The organism is Arthrobacter pigmenti (genome assembly GCF_011927905.1).
Lineage (GTDB): Bacteria > Actinomycetota > Actinomycetes > Actinomycetales > Micrococcaceae > Arthrobacter_D > Arthrobacter_D pigmenti.
Genome location: NZ_JAATJL010000001.1, coordinates 1396445 through 1411254, shown reverse-complemented (window position 1 = coordinate 1411254; position 14810 = coordinate 1396445). Strand labels below are relative to the sequence as shown.

Genomic DNA, 14810 nt, shown 5'->3' with positions numbered 1-14810 from the left:
GCATAGACCCCTGGGAGAGTCTCGCGAACGAACGTTTTTCAGACGCCGACGGGATGTCACTTTCCGAAGTCGACTGGCACAGATTTCCGTAGTCCACTGCACTCGTTGCCTCAGGCATCGGGGGCAAGCGATCGGTACAGGGTTGATCAGTCGACATTGAGGCATCGGGTGTCCTCCTTCTTAAGCCTTAGGCGCCCCGATGGCAATCAGTTCGTTGACAGAACCAGCTGCTCGATGGTGAGTTTGCAGGCTCTGCCACAGCCAGGGCAGCGGCGCCGATGATCATGCCGATGCTGGTTCCTTGGTTCTCGCTGGCCGGTGCCGCTTCAACGGTTTGGGGCCGCCAGTTGCTGCCCCGGAATCTTCTGTGGCTTCTTTGGAATGCGTAATGCTCTGAGCATTAGCCACGCTAGTTGAGTTTCAGGATGACGAGGGATTTCTTACCAGGATTTGTGTCGGGCCCGCTGTTCAGCTGCGTTCTGTCGTTCGGACCCGGCCGCTAGAGTGGCCTGATGGTTGAGCTTGCTGACCTGGTTCCCACTCTGCTTGGTGTGGGGCTGTTAATGGCGTTGACGGTAGCGACTCTATCGGTTTTTGGTGCACCACACGGGGTCGCGCCGATGCTGGCTATCCTCCGCGGGGCGACGCAGCTTGCCGCGATTAGCTTGATTTTGAGCGGAGTGATCACTAGCCCGGCTTGGGTCACTCTTGCCCTGTTGGTCATGTTTGCTGTCGCGGCAATGACTGCAGCACATCGTATCGGCTGGAGCTGGAGCCGTCTCGCGCTGGTCGGCGGCTCCATGGCTGCGGGTATTACAGTAACCCTCGTCATTATTTTCATCACCGGTTCGATCGCCCTTACTCCCCGTTATGCGCTGGCTATCGGCGGCATAGTGATCGGCAACTCGATGATGATCGCGGTCTTGGCCGGTCGACGGTTCAGTGAGTTGCTGAATGAGCGATGGGAACAGGTCGAGGGCTGGCTCGCCCTTGGTGCTTCGCCGCGGCGAGCAACTCTGGATCTCGCGCGCGTCGCTGTTTATTCCGCTCTGATCCCCTCGACTGATCAGACCAAGACCACCGGTTTGGTCGCATTGCCGGGAGCCTTCGTCGGCGCCATCTTCGGAGGCATTTCTCCGTTAGAGGCGGGGCGTTTCCAGGTCGTTGTGCTTGCAGCGATCTTGGCTGCCGGTTCAATCACCGCAGTCATGGTCATCGGCATGCTTGCACCTGTGCGTGTGCGGCCAGCCCCGCCCAGGTGACGCCGGATCCCAGCCGGATTTCGTCGAGAAAACCAGGGGGAACAGAAGCGGAAAGCCTCCGGTGCCAGCAGGCGGCTCATTGACGCCTCGCACAACTTGGATTTGGGCTTCCGGTGGGCTGCCGCGACCGTCGGCTGCCGTCATCTTGAAATCTTAGCGGTCGGGCTCTTTCGGGCCCGCGCCGAGGACTCGGATGATCCAGTAAAGACCGGCGACAGCGATCAGCACGAACGCTACGTCATCCAGTGGATCGGCGATGGGTTCAAGGGCACGGTCGAGGATGTTGACGTCGGTGACGAACGCACCCCAGGAGAACGCGCCCACCAGTAAGAGCACGAAAGCAATCCAGTCCAATGCGTTGCGCGGTTTCATGGGTACTCCTTTCTGTTCCGGTCAGTCGGCCGGCTTGACGTTGTGGGCTTTGACCGCTTCGCTGAGCGCTTGCGCGAGCTGGACGGCGTCATCGTTGGCCCAGAAGTGCAGGTAGAACAACCGTGGTTCGTCTTCCAGGGCGTGGTTGTGCAGCTCAACGATTTCGATCCCTCCGGCGCGCAATGCCTGGATGACCGGCTGGACTTCTTCCTGGGTCATCGCGAAGTCACCGTTGATCGCTGCCTTGCCTCCGCCGGTGGGCTGGAAGTTGATGGCGGTGGTGACGCCCATCGCCGGTTCCAGCACCCGGTCGTCCATCGTCACTTCATCGGCGCGGGCGAAGGAGAACTTGTAAATGCCGCCATCGTTGCGCCCCTCGGTGCCCAAGGCTGCATCGATTCCGGCCGTGTCGAGGTCCATTCCAGGTGCCGCCGCCGCCGGTTTCGCGGGCGGCGTGCCGGTCTCATCCAAAGCAGCACGCACGCCGGTGGCCAACTGTGCAGCGTCCTCGTTGGTGCCGTGGAAGTGTACCCACCACACTGCTGGGCTGTGCTCCAGCAGGTGCTTATGCACCGCTGTTTGACCCAGCCCGTTGCGTTGCAGTGCATCGGTCACCTTCGGCAATTCGTCCTCGGTGACCACCAGGTCGCCCATCACCATCGTGGTCCCATCAGGGTAGCGGCTGAACGCCGCGTACGACCCAAGCGCCAGCCCGGGCTCGATCGCCACACCCTCGGATATCACGTTGAGGTCGCGCCGGGGAAAAGTGACGCGGTAGACCGTCTCACCGGATAGCTTTCCTTCAGACTCGAGTGTGTCGGCGACGGCTTCCCAATCCGTCTCGGTCGTCATTTCCGGGGGCGCTGCGGCGGCGTCGGGCTGATTTGCTTGTTCGGAGTGAACGCCGCTGCTGGCAGTCGCCGCTGGCCCTGCGTCTTGGCTTACTGTGCAGCCCGTCAACAGCACCATGCTGCTCGCCAGAGAAACAGCTACCCACTTCATTTCCCGCGTCTCGATAGTAACCATGGTTACACTCTAAACATCCGCAATCCGCCTTTGTCAAAAGACAAAGATCGACCTCCGGCCTCTGATCCATGACGGGACAGGACGCCTTGTTTTGCAGTGGTGCTGTAACCGTGGTTACATGGTTTTATGGTTGATGGTGTGCCTGCCCCGGGCGAGTGGGTGTTTCTGACTTATCGGTTGCCGCGTGAGCCCTCGGCTCCGCGGCTGGCGTTGTGGCGCAAGTTCAAGCGGTTGGGTGTGGCGCAGCTGGCTGACGGGTTGGTGGCGCTTCCTGCCGATGTACGCACCCAGGAGCATTTGGAGTGGGCGGCTGAAGAAATCGAGGAAGCTGGCGGAACAGCGGGGGTGTGGGTCGCACGTCCCTTGACGCGAACGTTGGAGCGTTCAGTTATTGAGCCGATGAATGCGGCCCGGGCGGGTGAGTATGCCGACATTGCCAGGCAGGTTCAGTTAGCGCGTGATGCCCCTGAAGCTGAACGGACGCGCGGCCTGCGGAGACTGCGGGCGCAGATGCGCCGGGTCGAACGCCGCGATTTTTTCCGCCCACCCCAGCGTGAGCAGGCCCGCCAGGCACTCAAAGACCTTGCCGGCCAAAAAACAACGGTTCGACCGGAGGTTTCATTATGAAATGGGCGACCCGCGCTGGAGTGCATATTGACCGGTCGGCGTGTGCGTGGCTGATCCTGCGCCATGTCGACCCGCAGGCGCAGTTCGTCTTTGTCTCCGGGCCTGATGAGGTCCCCGACAATGCCACGGCCTTCGATATGCGCGGAGTAGATCTTGGGCATCACGGAAGTGATTGCACATTCGAGACGATCCTGCGTCGCTATGACCTGGCCGATCCGGTGCTGTGGCGGATTGCCGCGATCGTGCACGAGGCAGACCTGGAAGATGATCACTACGACGCACCGGAGGCAGCCGGTTTCGACCTGATCCTGCGCGCGCTGGCGCTGGCACACACTGATGAGGAAGTCCTGTCCATGACAACCCCGATCTTCGACGCCGTCTACGCTTACATCCGCCGCAGCGTCATCGCTGGAGGAACCCCCGCATGAGCGCCACACCCCGTATCCACGACATGGTGCCCCTGAGGGAAGCCACCAAAGCGTGGTTCAAAATATCCCTGCAAACCTTCGGCGGCCCAGCCGGGCAGATCGCGGTCATGCAGCGCAGCCTGGTTGACGAGCACCGCTGGATCGGTGAACGCCGGTTCCTGCACGCCCTGTCCTACTGCATGCTGCTGCCAGGACCGGAGGCCCAACAGTTGGCGGTCTACGTCGGATGGCTGCTCAACGGTGCGCGGGGCGGGCTGATCGCCGGCGTGCTCTTCGTGCTCCCCGGTGCAGTGGCTCTACTGGCGCTGTCCGCGGTCTACGTCACGTTCGGGGAGACCACGCTGATCTCGGCACTGTTTGTCGGGCTGGCTGCAGCGGTATTGGCCATTGTCGCCCAAGCCGTCATCAAGGTCGCCAAACGGGCCCTGCACCACCCCGCCCTCGTGGCCATGGCCGTGGCCGCCTTCGCAGCCCTGACCATCTTCGGTGTGCCGTTCCCGGTAGTCGTCGCGGCAGCCGCGCTCACCGGATGGGCGCTGGGGCGAGCTCGTCCCGGCCTGATGGCCGCGCCCGCGAGGAAGATCGCCACGGACGGGACCGAACCGTTGATTTCCGACGACGCCTTGCACCACGCCCAACCCTCCTGGCGGAGGGGAACCCTGGTCCTGGGTCTCGGAGTCCTTTTGTGGCTGGCGCCGGTCGGGGTAGCTTTCGCCCTGACTGGTTCCCAAAGCGTTTACACCCAGCAGGGACTGTTCTTTTCCGGCTCCGCCCTGGTCACTTTCGGCGGAGCCTACGCGGTGCTGGCCTATGTGGCGCAGCAGGCCGTAACCACCTACGGATGGTTGGCGCCAGGTGAGATGGTCCGTGGTCTCGCTCTTGCCGAGACCACCCCCGGACCGCTGATCATGGTGGTGCAGTTCGTAGCCTTCCTCGGGGCCTTCCGCGATCCCGGCTCTCTTGACCCGTGGACGGCAGCCATACTTGCCTCACTGCTGGCCACCTGGGTGACATTCGTCCCGAGTTTCCTGTTCATCTTCCTCGGCGCCCCCTACGTCGAACGCCTGCGCGGGAACCGCTCCCTCTCGGCTGCTCTGACCGGGATCACCGCAGCTGTCGTCGGGGTGATCGCGAACCTGGGCGTGTACTTCGCCATCCATACCCTCTTCGCCGAATCCAGCCCCATCAAATGGGGGCCCGTCAGCATGGAGATACCGGTCCTCGCCAGCCTGCAGCCCTGGGCGCTGCTGCTAACGATCGCGGCAATGGTGATGATCTTCAAACTGCGCTGGAGCGTGCTACGAACGCTTGGTGTCTGCGCCGCCGCAAGCCTGCTGCTAACGCTCCTGCCCTAACTGACCGACCCCACACCATTCGAGACAACAGAGGGAGAACTTTGACCGCCCGAACCCATGCCGTTTATTCGCATAAAACGGCCGATGTTGTTCTCATCGGCGGCGGCATCATGAGTGCCACGCTAGGCTCCATCATCCTGCAACTGGAACCGGGCTGGGACATTTGCCTGTATGAGCGCCTGGACCGGGCAGGGATGGAAGCCTCGGATTCCTGGAACAACGCCGGCACCGGCCACTCCGCCCTCTGCGAGTTGAACTACAGTCCTGCATCGGCGGACGGCTCAGTCGAGCCCACCAAGGCCATCAAAATCAACGAGCAGTTCCAGGTCTCACGGCAGTTCTGGTCACACATGGTCGTTGCCGGCCACATCGGCGCGCCCCGCAAATTCATCAACCCGATTCCGCACATGAGCTTCGTCTGGGGTGACGGCCCGGCGGATTACCTGCGCCGCCGGTACGAGGCCCTGAAGCCACAGCCGCTGTTCGAGACCATGGAACACACCGAAGACCACGCCACGCTGTCTGAATGGGCCCCGCTGGTGATGGGGGGCCGTGACCCGAAGCAGCGCGTCGCCGCTTCCCGGGTGGAAGGCGGCACCGACATCGACTTCGGCTCCCTGACCCGTGAGCTCACCGAATTCATGGAGAAAAACGACGTCGACCTCAACTTCGGCATGGAGGTCACCAACGTCGTGCGCGGCAGTGATGGCCGCTGGGAAGTCTCGGTCAAGGACCGGGCGACCGGCGAGGAAGCGACCGTCCGGGCGCGTTTCGTCTTCATCGGCGCCGGCGGCGGTGCGCTGCACCTGTTGCAGCGGACCGGCATTCCCGAGGGCAAAGGTTTCGGCGGATTCCCGGTCGGCGGGCAGTTTCTGCGCTGCGGCAATGAGGAAGTCGTCGACCAGCATAATGCGAAGGTCTACGGCCAGGCCTCCGTCGGGGCACCGCCAATGTCCGTTCCACACCTGGACACCCGGTTCGTCAACGGCAAGCGATCCCTGCTCTTTGGTCCCTACGCCGGGTTCTCTACGAAGTTCCTCAAACGCGGTTCCCTGCTGGACCTTCCGTTGTCCTTGCGGCCCAGCAACCTGATTCCGATGCTCGCCGTCGGAAAGGACAACATGGACCTGGCCAAGTATCTGATCACCGAGGTGCTCAAGAGCCGCGAGTCCAAGAACGAAGGCCTACGCGAGTACTACCCGCAGGCCGACGGCCACGCCTGGGAACTGATCACCGCCGGCCAGCGCGTGCAGGTCATCAAGAAGCACCCCACGAAGGGAGGCATCCTGCAGTTCGGCACGGAAATGATCACCTCATCCGATGGATCCATCGGCGCCTTGCTCGGGGCTTCCCCCGGAGCTTCCACCGCCGCACCGATCATGTTCGAAATGCTGGAACGTTGTTTCCCGCAGCAGGCCACCGCATGGCAACAAAAGATCAAGGAAATGATCCCCGGCTACGGCGTGAAGCTAAACGAGAATCCACAGCTGGCCCGAGAAATCCTGTCCGAAACCGCCAAGACCCTCCAGCTCTAGAAGACCAGAGAACATCCCAAACTTGCCCTGAAAAGAGCTAATGGCAGGCCAATACCTGCCCTCTGCATTTTGCGAAACATCCGGTGCGGTCCGCGGGGCGGGGTGGATACGTACATGTAACCACGGTTACCCATAAACTAGAGTACCCGGCGGAACAGAGGGTCTCACCCTGACCTCCGACGGGGCCACGGCCTACACCCACGCCGGGAACGAAGTCGCCAAGATCGACGTCAAAGCGCGCACTGTCGCCGCGCGCTGGGCCAGTGGTTGCAAGGCGACCCATGGATTCCCGCGGGTCGATGAGGATGACGGTGTCCTGCTGGCTAGTTGCACGGAAAACGGCAAGGTCACGCTGCTGGATGTGAAGGACGGCCACATAATCGATGAGTACGAGGTCGGCGGCGGGGAATCCCTGCCAGCGTATTCTCCAGGCCCCGACCACTTCTACGTCCGAAGCGACCCCGGCACCACGATCGCCACACTGACGGACTCACCCCAGGGCCTGGAACTCATCCGAAAGGTTCAGGTGCCCAAAGTCGGACACTGCCTGGGTGCCGACGAGCAGGGCCACTACTGGACCTGCGACGCCGACACCGGACAGGTACTGCTCTTCGAAGACCGCTGAGCTCACCGGAGCACCGTAACAACGATCCTGCCCACCCAGGTGAACACCACGGCCCCGGACCACGCTTACCCTCAAAACCGCCAGAGCACCCATGTCATCGGTATCACCAGCTGACGCGGCCACCACAAAGCGCTGGCTTAGCGTCGGATATTTGCCTAATTCACAAGCCGCCCCAAGCTGTGTCAGCGAGTAGCGGGTCGCAATTACGGGCTAGCCGGCAGCACGCAAAACTCGTTGCCGGACGGGTCCGCGTAGGTCCGCCACGGCAGCCCGTTCGGCTGCGCAGTCACTTCTCGGCCGCCGCGCTTTGCGATGGCCACCGCGATGTCATCGGGGTCTTCCCCGGGATCGAGCCGAACGTCGAGGTGCATCCGGTTCTTCACGCTTCCCTTCGGGCTCAGTTCGTCACACAGCTCGAGGACCGGACCCCGCCGGGAAGAATGCCGGAGGGAACGCGGTGCTTGGGTGGAGGGCGTCCACCCAGTCAGCCACGACCAGAAGGTTGCGTCCCGGTCAGGATCAGCGGAGTCGAGCGGAATCCCCGCGATCGGACCGGTGTCCTCATAGGCTGCCCGCTCCCCCATCATGCAGCAGGGATTCCCTTCCGGATCTGCCAGCACCACCCAGGGAACCTCGCCCTGCCCGATGTCGAACCGGCGCGCACCCAATCCGATGAGCCGTTCAACTTCGTTTTCTTGGCGCTGCCCGCCATAGAGGTCGAGGTGGATTCGCGGTTCGGCTGACGGTGGCTCGGGTACTCGCTGGAAACACAGGTCCAGTGTTGGTCCGTCCGGTATCGCGAGCCTGGTCTCGAACCCGGCATGTTCGTCTGTGAGCCTCTCTCCGCCGACCGCTGCTTCCCAGAACCGGCCGACGCGTTGCGGGTCAAGGGCGTCGAAGACCAAATTCTCCAGGTACATGGACCTCACGGTAGGCCAGTCGCAGCCCACTGCTCAACGCATCGTGGCTTCAAGGGCTGTAAAGATCCAACACGACGACGACGACCGGCGGCCACCCGCCTCACTACCGCCGGAGGTGACTCCTGCCGTCGGGCTGGGCGGGTGAGCATCGCTAGGCTGGGTGGATGGCAACAGCGATCCTTGTGCGGCATGGCCGCACCACAGCGAATGCTTCCGGTCTGCTGGCCGGTCGGGCCGACGGCATCACCCTGGATCAGACCGGCCGTGAACAGGCGGCCGCAGCGGCTGACCGGCTCGCGGCAGTACCGATCGTTGACGTAGTGTCGAGCCCCCTGGAGCGTTGCCAGGAAACCGCCCAGTTCATCCTCGAACGCCAGACGGGCGCCCGGCACGCGCCGCCTCACATCACCCTCGATTCGGATCTCACTGAGTGTGATTACGGCCAGTGGCAGGGCCGCACTCTCAGTGATCTCGCCATGGAAAATTTGTGGTCGGTCGTGCAGTCGCAACCGTCCGCCGTCACTTTTCCCGACGGCGAGTCGATGGCTGCGATGCAGGCCCGGTCGGTAGCGGCGATCCGACGCCACGATGCGGCCATCGAGGCGGAGCATGGGCCAGGGGCGGTGTGGGTGGCGGTGAGTCACGGCGACATCATCAAGTCCATTCTCGCCGACGCGCTCGGGATGCACCTCGACCTGTTCCAGCGCATCAGCGTGGGTCCGGCTTCGGTCTCAATCGTGCACTACGGCACGAATCGGCCGACTGTCCACGCAACCAACACCGAAGCCGGGGATCTGTCGTGGCTGGCGAACACTGTCAGCTCCGACGATGCGCCGGTGGGCGGTGGTGCAGGGCACACGCCGTCATCAGCCCGATCAGCCTAAAATAGTCCTATGCCTACAACTGTTTATGAGTTCGCCTGGCCTGACCGCGTCGTTGTTGGCACCATCGGTGTTCCGGGGCAGCGTACGTTCTACTTGCAGGTGCGCACCGGAAAGCAGATCGTAAGTATCGCGCTGGAGAAGCAGCAGTCGGCTCAGCTTGCCGAGAAGATCGACGAGATCCTCGATCAGCTCATCACCCTCGAGGGCAACCCTTTCAGCGTTCCCACGAGCACACCGATCGAGTTGGTCGACAATGACCAGCTCGAGGCGGTCGAGGAGCAGTTCCGCACCGGCGTGATGAGCCTGGGGTGGGATCCAACGACGGCTCAGCTCGTCATCGAGGCCTACCCGCTTCCCGACGTCGATGCTGAGGGCGACGCGCTTGTCGAGGACGATACTGATGCGTCCGAGGTGCTGCGGGTGCGGATGCCGGTCGGTACCGCCCGTGCCTTCGCCAAGCGCACGCGGGAAGTTGTGGGCGCCGGGCGTCCGATCTGCGCGCTCTGCGGTGAGCCCATCGACGCCGACGGTCACACCTGCGCCATCCCCGAGGCCTGATGCCGGCGCCCGACCTCGCGACTGCCGAGCTGACGCTTACCGGCCGCATCACGACGGCGTCGAACGCCACGTTCCTGGGCAGTATCGGTGACACGAACGTCGTCTACAAGCCGATTGCAGGCGAACGCCCGCTCTGGGATTTTCCCGATGGCGCCCTGGCTCATCGGGAGGTTGCCGCTTATCTCGTCTCGGAGGCTTTCGGCTGGAACGTAGTGCCGCGCACCTGGCTGCGTGACGGCCCGTTCGGCGAGGGAATGGTGCAGCTTTGGCAGGAGACGGACCCTGGCCAGAACGCGGTGGACCTCGTCGCGGCAGACGAGGTACCGGAGACCGGATGGAAGCAGGTCCTGGAAGGTCAGGACGAGCAGGGCCGGATGGTCGCCCTCGTCCACGAGGATACTCCGGCGCTGCGACGCATGGCCGTGTTCGACGTGATCGTCAACAACGCCGACCGCAAAGGCGACCACGTCCTTCCCATGAGCGACGGACACCGGCACGGAGTTGACCACGGGCTCACTTTCCACAGCGAGCCCAAACTGCGCACGGTGCTGTGGGGTTGGCTGGGAGACCCGCTGACCACCGAAGAGCTCGACGGCGTCAAACGTGTGAGCGAGGCATTGCAGCGTGAACTGGGCCAAGACCTTGCGGATTTGCTCACCGTCGACGAAATTGCTGCGCTCGCCGCGCGCTGCGCCAGGTTGCGCTCAGTTGGACGGTTCCCGGCACCGAGTGGACGGATGTCAGCGGTGCCCTGGCCATTGTTCTGAGACCGGACCTGCAGTCCCTAGAAGTTCCAGTCCTCATCCTCGGTGTTGACGGCTTTGCCGATCACGTAGGACGAGCCCGAGCCCGAGAAGAAGTCATGGTTCTCATCCGCGTTCGGTGACAGTGCCGACAGGATGGCCGGATTCACATCGGTGACCGAGGACGGGAACATCGCCTCGTAGCCCAGGTTCATCAGTGCTTTGTTGGCGTTGTAGTGCAGGAACTTCTTAACGTCCTCGGCCAGGCCGACGCCGTCGTACAGGTCGTGCGTGTACTGGACTTCGTTCTCATACAGCTCGAACAAGAGCTCGAACGTGTAGTCCTTGATTTCCTCGCGCTTCTCGGCCGAGACCTTCTCCAGCCCGCGCTGGAACTTATACCCGATGTAATAGCCATGCACCGCCTCGTCGCGGATGATCAGACGAATCAGGTCTGCGGTGTTCGTCAGCTTGGCCCGCGAGGACCAGTACATCGGCAGGTAGAAACCGGAGTAGAACAGGAAGCTCTCCAGCAGCGTCGAGGCGACCTTGCGCTTCAGCGGATCGTCACCGCGGTAGTAATCCATGACAATCTGAGCCTTCTTCTGAAGGTACTCATTCTCGGTGGACCACCGGAACGCGTCGTCGATCTCCTTGGTGGAGCACAGCGTCGAGAAGATGGACGAGTAGCTCTTTGCGTGCACCGCCTCCATGAACGCGATGTTGGTGTACACCGCTTCCTCATGCGGCGTCACGGCGTCGGGAATCAGCGAGACGGCGCCCACGGTGCCCTGGATCGTATCCAGCAGGGTCAGACCCGTAAACACGCGCATGGTGAGCTGCTGCTCGTCATGCGTCAGCGTGTTCCACGACTGCACGTCATTGGACAGCGGCACCTTTTCGGGCAGCCAGAAGTTGTTGACCAGCCGGTTCCAGACCTCGACATCCTTGTCGTCCTGGATACGGTTCCAGTTGATCGCCTCAACGTGACTCAACAACTTGACCTTTTCTGTCATCACTCCGACTCGCTTTCTAAGAAGAGATCTGGTTTGGCTGAATCTTCGACGCAGTATTTGCAGTCGACTTTCTCGATGCCCTTATTCGTGTGATGCCTGGTATGTGCGCTACGACGACTAGACGGCATCGGCTGCCCTTTTCGTACCGCAGACATCTTCGCACGCGTTTCCGCGCTAGCCTGCTTCCCGTAATTCGGGTTCCCGGGGCCTCTCCTTGCCTCTGACAGCGCTCGGCGGGATTCATCGTCCATTGAGCGGCCGAAGCTTGGGTGCGCTTCGCCGAACTTGCCGAAGTTAGGATTAGCCGTCCCGCTGAAGGTGCCTTTCCGCTCGGCTGACCATTTCGCTCTTTGCTCTGCGCTGTGTTTCTTCGCGTAGAAGGGATTAGCGGCACCCGGTCGACTCACACCTTTCCTACCGGTGCTTCGAACTCGTGCCGCTTCGCGCATTCCCTCTGTCCAGGTGACCCCGGTGGGCCCCAATCCCCCGTCGGACAGGTTCAGGAGGCGGTAGCCTTCCCCCCGAAAATAGCTGATCCAATCCATCTCGGCATGGCCGAGATTTCGGGCGCCACCGACATGCTCCAACTCGTCGACAGTCAGGGCTGAGGATTGCTGCTTTCTCAGCCAATCATAGAAAGGCGTCTTCCTGCCCTCAGAGGCAACTTTCAAGTGCTGACGGAACCGATGCTGCACAGACTTAGTGGTGATTCCGACATAGCGATACTCGGAGTCGCCAGCGAGCCGAATCCCATATACCCAGCCAGCCGCCGCCGTCGTCGTCTGCATCAAAACGCCTTTCAGAGGTTGAAACTGTGTTAGTAAGTCACAGCATGCAGCTGACGCAGTTTTCCACCTCCGTGCCCTCCAGCGCGAGCTGGCGGAGACGGATGTAGTAGAGCGTCTTGATGCCCTTGCGCCAGGCGTAGATCTGAGCCTTGTTGATGTCACGGGTGGTGGCGGTGTCCTTGAAGAACAGCGTCAGCGACAGCCCCTGGTCCACATGCTGGGTGGCAGCGGCGTAGGTGTCGATGATCTTCTCAAAGCCGATCTCGTACGCGTCCTGGTAGTAGTCCAGGTTGTCGTTCGTCAGGTAGGGGGCCGGGTAGTAGACGCGCCCGATCTTGCCTTCCTTGCGGATCTCGACCTTCGCGGCCACCGGGTGGATCGAGGATGTCGAGTTGTTGATGTAACTGATCGACCCCGTGGGCGGCACGGCCTGCAGGTTCTGGTTGTAGATGCCGTGCTCCATGACGGAGGCCTTCAGTTCACGCCAGTCCTCCTGCGTGGGGATGTGGACCTTGGCGAACAACTCCTCGACCCGCTCAGTCTGCGGAACCCATTCCTGCTCGGTGTACTTGTCGAAGAACTCACCACTGGCGTACTTGGACTTCTCGAAGCCGCCGAACGTCTGCCCGGTCTCCTTAGCCAGCAGGTTCGAGGCCCGCACGGCGTGGTAGACCACCGAGTAGAAGTAGATATTGGTGAAGTCCAGGCCCTCTTCGGAGCCGTAGTGGACGCGCTCCCGGGCGAGGTAGCCGTGCAGGTTCATCTGGCCAAGCCCGATGGCGTGCGAGGAATCATTGCCCTTGGCAATGGACGGCACCGAGCTGATGTGGGACATGTCGGAAACTGCCGACAGGGCACGGATGGCCGTCTCGATGGTATTGCCGAAGTCAGGCGAGTCCATGGTCTTCGCGATGTTCAGCGAGCCCAGATTGCAGGAGATGTCCTTGCCGGTATCTGCATAGGAAAGATCATCGTTGTACGTTGTGGGCTGAGAGACCTGCAGGATCTCCGAGCATAGATTGGACATGATGATCTTGCCGTCAATCGGGTTGGCCCGGTTCACGGTGTCCTCGAACATGATGTACGGGTAGCCGGATTCGAACTGGATTTCCGCGAGGGTCTGGAAGAACTCGCGGGCCTTGATCTTGGTCTTCTTGATCCGCGAATCGTCCACCATCTCGTAGTACTTCTCGGTGACCGAGACATCCGAGAACGGCATACCGTACACGCGCTCTACGTCGTAGGGCGAGAACAGGTACATGTCCTCATCCTTCTTCGCCAGCTCGAACGTGATATCCGGGATCACAACGCCAAGGGACAGCGTCTTGATACGGATCTTCTCGTCCGCGTTCTCACGCTTGGTGTCGAGGAAGCGGTTGATGTCCGGGTGGTGAGCGTGCAGGTAGACAGCCCCGGCACCCTGGCGGGCACCGAGCTGGTTGGCGTAGGAGAAGCTGTCTTCGAGGAGCTTCATCACCGGGATGACACCGGAGGACTGGTTCTCGATCTGCTTGATCGGTGCTCCGACCTCACGGATGTTGGTCAGTGCGAAAGCCACACCGCCGCCGCGCTTGGACAGCTGGAGCGCCGAGTTGATGGAGCGCCCGATCGACTCCATGTTGTCCTCGATGCGAAGCAGGAAGCAGGAAACCAATTCGCCGCGCTGACGCTTGCCGGCGTTGAGGAACGTCGGGGTGGCCGGCTGGAAACGGCCCTCGATGATCTCGTCCACCATGCGGCCGGCAAGTTCCTCGTTGCCCCGCGCAAGGTGCATGGCGACCATGCACACGCGGTCCTCGTAGCGCTCCAGGTAGCGCTTGCCGTCGAAGGTCTTCAGTGTGTACGAGGTGTAGAACTTGAACGCGCCGAGGAACGTCTCGAACCGGAACTTCTTGGAGTAGGCGCGGTCGAAGAGCCCACGGATGAAGTTCATCGTGTACTGGTCGAGCGTTTCGCGCTCGTAGTACTCGTTCTTCACGAGGTAATCGAGGCGTTCCTCGAGGTCGTGGAAGAACACTGTGTTCTGGTTGACGTGCTGCAGGAAGTACTGGTGCGCCGCTTCCCTGTCCGCCTCGAACTGGATCTCCCCGTTCGGTCCGTACAGGTTGAGCATCGCGTTCAGCTCGTGGTAGCCGAGCCCGTTGAAACGCTCGGGAAGTGCGGGGGCTTCTGTTTCAGCGACGGTCATGTCCAAAACTCTTCCAATCCTTGGGTTACCCGGTCAACGTCCTCGGACGTTCCCATGAGCTCAAATCGATACAAAACGGGAACACCGCACTTGGCAGCAACGATGTCCGCAGCCAGGCAGTAGGTGTCCCCGAAGTTGGTGTTTCCGGCGCCGATGACGCCTCGAAGCAGCGCGCGGTTCTCCTCGACGTTGAGGAATTTGATGACCTGCTTGGGCACCGCACCGTTTCCGTTGACCCCACCGTAGGTCGGCAGGATCAGGACGTACGGGCTGTGTGCGCACAGCGTGTCATCTTTGGTGAGGAGCGGAATGCGGGCCGACCGGACAGGCAGTCTGCTGACGAATCGATGCGTGTTATCCGACGTCGACGAGAAATAGATCAACGCTGCGTCAGTGTCCACCGCGCCCCCAGTTGCCTGTGCGCTTGTGCCTCGATCGATGGTTGACGTTGTCATACCGACCGCATCCGCCCCTCGCGAGTAG

At 61.8% G+C, this 14810-nt stretch carries 17 protein-coding genes; 10 read left to right on the top strand and 7 right to left on the bottom strand.

Features of this window, described 5'->3' with window-relative positions; all coding sequences use genetic code 11:
- The first annotated feature begins 512 nt into the window (after positions 1 to 512).
- Positions 513 to 1262: an ABC transporter permease gene (locus BJ994_RS06445; protein ID WP_167992649.1), complete on the top strand. Its 750-nt coding sequence runs from the start codon at positions 513 to 515 to the stop codon at positions 1260 to 1262.
- Between the two features lie 153 nt (positions 1263 to 1415).
- Here the strand turns inward: BJ994_RS06445 and BJ994_RS06440 are convergent, their stop codons facing one another.
- Together BJ994_RS06440 and BJ994_RS06435 are read right to left on the bottom strand one after the other, a co-directional pair.
- The gene (locus BJ994_RS06440; RefSeq protein ID WP_167992648.1) at positions 1416 to 1634 is read right to left on the bottom strand and encodes a DUF378 domain-containing protein; all 219 of its coding nucleotides are present in this window, start codon (positions 1632 to 1634) and stop codon (positions 1416 to 1418) included.
- 21 nt (positions 1635 to 1655) lie between these two features.
- Positions 1656 to 2660, bottom strand: a complete 1005-nt coding sequence (locus BJ994_RS06435; protein WP_209066653.1) for a DUF1259 domain-containing protein — start codon at positions 2658 to 2660, stop codon at positions 1656 to 1658.
- A 138-nt stretch (positions 2661 to 2798) separates the two neighbouring features.
- Here BJ994_RS06435 and BJ994_RS06430 point away from each other — a divergent pair, with 138 nt between their 5' ends.
- From BJ994_RS06430 to BJ994_RS06410, 5 genes are all read left to right on the top strand, one after another.
- Complete coding sequence (locus BJ994_RS06430; RefSeq protein WP_342450305.1) at positions 2799 to 3287, top strand: Chromate resistance protein ChrB; 489 nt, start codon at positions 2799 to 2801, stop codon at positions 3285 to 3287.
- Positions 3284 to 3715 carry a chromate resistance protein ChrB domain-containing protein gene (locus BJ994_RS06425; protein WP_167992646.1) on the top strand — a complete coding sequence of 144 codons (432 nt, stop codon included), beginning with the start codon at positions 3284 to 3286 and terminating at the stop codon, positions 3713 to 3715. The genes BJ994_RS06430 and BJ994_RS06425 overlap by 4 nt, the downstream gene beginning before the upstream one ends.
- Positions 3712 to 5070, top strand: coding sequence for a chromate efflux transporter (chrA, locus tag BJ994_RS06420; protein ID WP_167992645.1), 1359 nt, complete (start codon positions 3712 to 3714; stop codon positions 5068 to 5070). Before BJ994_RS06425 ends, chrA begins: the two co-directional genes overlap by 4 nt.
- A 41-nt stretch (positions 5071 to 5111) precedes the next feature.
- On the top strand, positions 5112 to 6605 hold the full coding sequence (locus tag BJ994_RS06415) for a malate:quinone oxidoreductase (protein WP_167992644.1): 1494 nt from the start codon (positions 5112 to 5114) through the stop codon (positions 6603 to 6605).
- Between the two features lie 361 nt (positions 6606 to 6966).
- Positions 6967 to 7230, top strand: a complete 264-nt coding sequence (locus BJ994_RS06410; RefSeq protein WP_167992643.1) for a hypothetical protein — start codon at positions 6967 to 6969, stop codon at positions 7228 to 7230.
- Positions 7231 to 7433: 203 nt separating this feature from the next.
- Here the strand turns inward: BJ994_RS06410 and BJ994_RS06405 are convergent, their stop codons facing one another.
- Entirely contained in the window at positions 7434 to 8150 is a 717-nt protein-coding gene (locus BJ994_RS06405; protein ID WP_167992641.1) for a VOC family protein, read from the bottom strand.
- Here BJ994_RS06405 and BJ994_RS06400 point away from each other — a divergent pair.
- The 4 genes from BJ994_RS06400 to BJ994_RS06385 are packed head-to-tail and all read left to right on the top strand — an operon-like array spanning position 8149 to position 10359.
- The gene (locus BJ994_RS06400) at positions 8149 to 8295 is read left to right on the top strand and encodes a hypothetical protein (protein ID WP_167992638.1); all 147 of its coding nucleotides are present in this window, start codon (positions 8149 to 8151) and stop codon (positions 8293 to 8295) included. The genes BJ994_RS06405 and BJ994_RS06400 overlap by 2 nt on opposite strands.
- Before the next feature lie 19 nt (positions 8296 to 8314).
- Positions 8315 to 9034 carry an MSMEG_4193 family putative phosphomutase gene (locus tag BJ994_RS06395; protein WP_167992636.1) on the top strand — a complete coding sequence of 240 codons (720 nt, stop codon included), beginning with the start codon at positions 8315 to 8317 and terminating at the stop codon, positions 9032 to 9034.
- A gap of 9 nt (positions 9035 to 9043) precedes the next feature.
- Positions 9044 to 9592, top strand: a complete 549-nt coding sequence (locus tag BJ994_RS06390) for a DUF3090 domain-containing protein (RefSeq protein WP_167992634.1) — start codon at positions 9044 to 9046, stop codon at positions 9590 to 9592.
- On the top strand, positions 9592 to 10359 hold the full coding sequence (locus tag BJ994_RS06385) for an SCO1664 family protein (protein ID WP_167992631.1): 768 nt from the start codon (positions 9592 to 9594) through the stop codon (positions 10357 to 10359). Before BJ994_RS06390 ends, BJ994_RS06385 begins: the two co-directional genes overlap by 1 nt.
- Positions 10360 to 10376: 17 nt before the next feature.
- Here BJ994_RS06385 and nrdF read toward each other — a convergent pair whose 3' ends face one another.
- From nrdF to nrdI, 4 genes are read right to left on the bottom strand one after another with little or no spacing between them, the layout of a single operon-like run.
- Positions 10377 to 11351 (bottom strand): class 1b ribonucleoside-diphosphate reductase subunit beta, encoded by a 975-nt coding sequence (gene nrdF, locus BJ994_RS06380; RefSeq protein ID WP_167992629.1) that lies wholly within the window; start codon positions 11349 to 11351, stop codon positions 10377 to 10379.
- A complete protein-coding gene (locus tag BJ994_RS06375) occupies positions 11351 to 12139 on the bottom strand; it encodes an NUMOD3 domain-containing DNA-binding protein (RefSeq protein WP_167992626.1) in 789 nt (262 codons plus the stop codon). The genes nrdF and BJ994_RS06375 overlap by 1 nt, the downstream gene beginning before the upstream one ends.
- A gap of 37 nt (positions 12140 to 12176) precedes the next feature.
- Positions 12177 to 14327, bottom strand: coding sequence for a class 1b ribonucleoside-diphosphate reductase subunit alpha (gene nrdE / locus BJ994_RS06370; protein WP_167992624.1), 2151 nt, complete (start codon positions 14325 to 14327; stop codon positions 12177 to 12179).
- Positions 14324 to 14782, bottom strand: coding sequence for a class Ib ribonucleoside-diphosphate reductase assembly flavoprotein NrdI (nrdI, locus tag BJ994_RS06365; RefSeq protein WP_167992621.1), 459 nt, complete (start codon positions 14780 to 14782; stop codon positions 14324 to 14326). Before nrdI ends, nrdE begins: the two co-directional genes overlap by 4 nt.
- Positions 14783 to 14810: the final 28 nt, after the last annotated feature.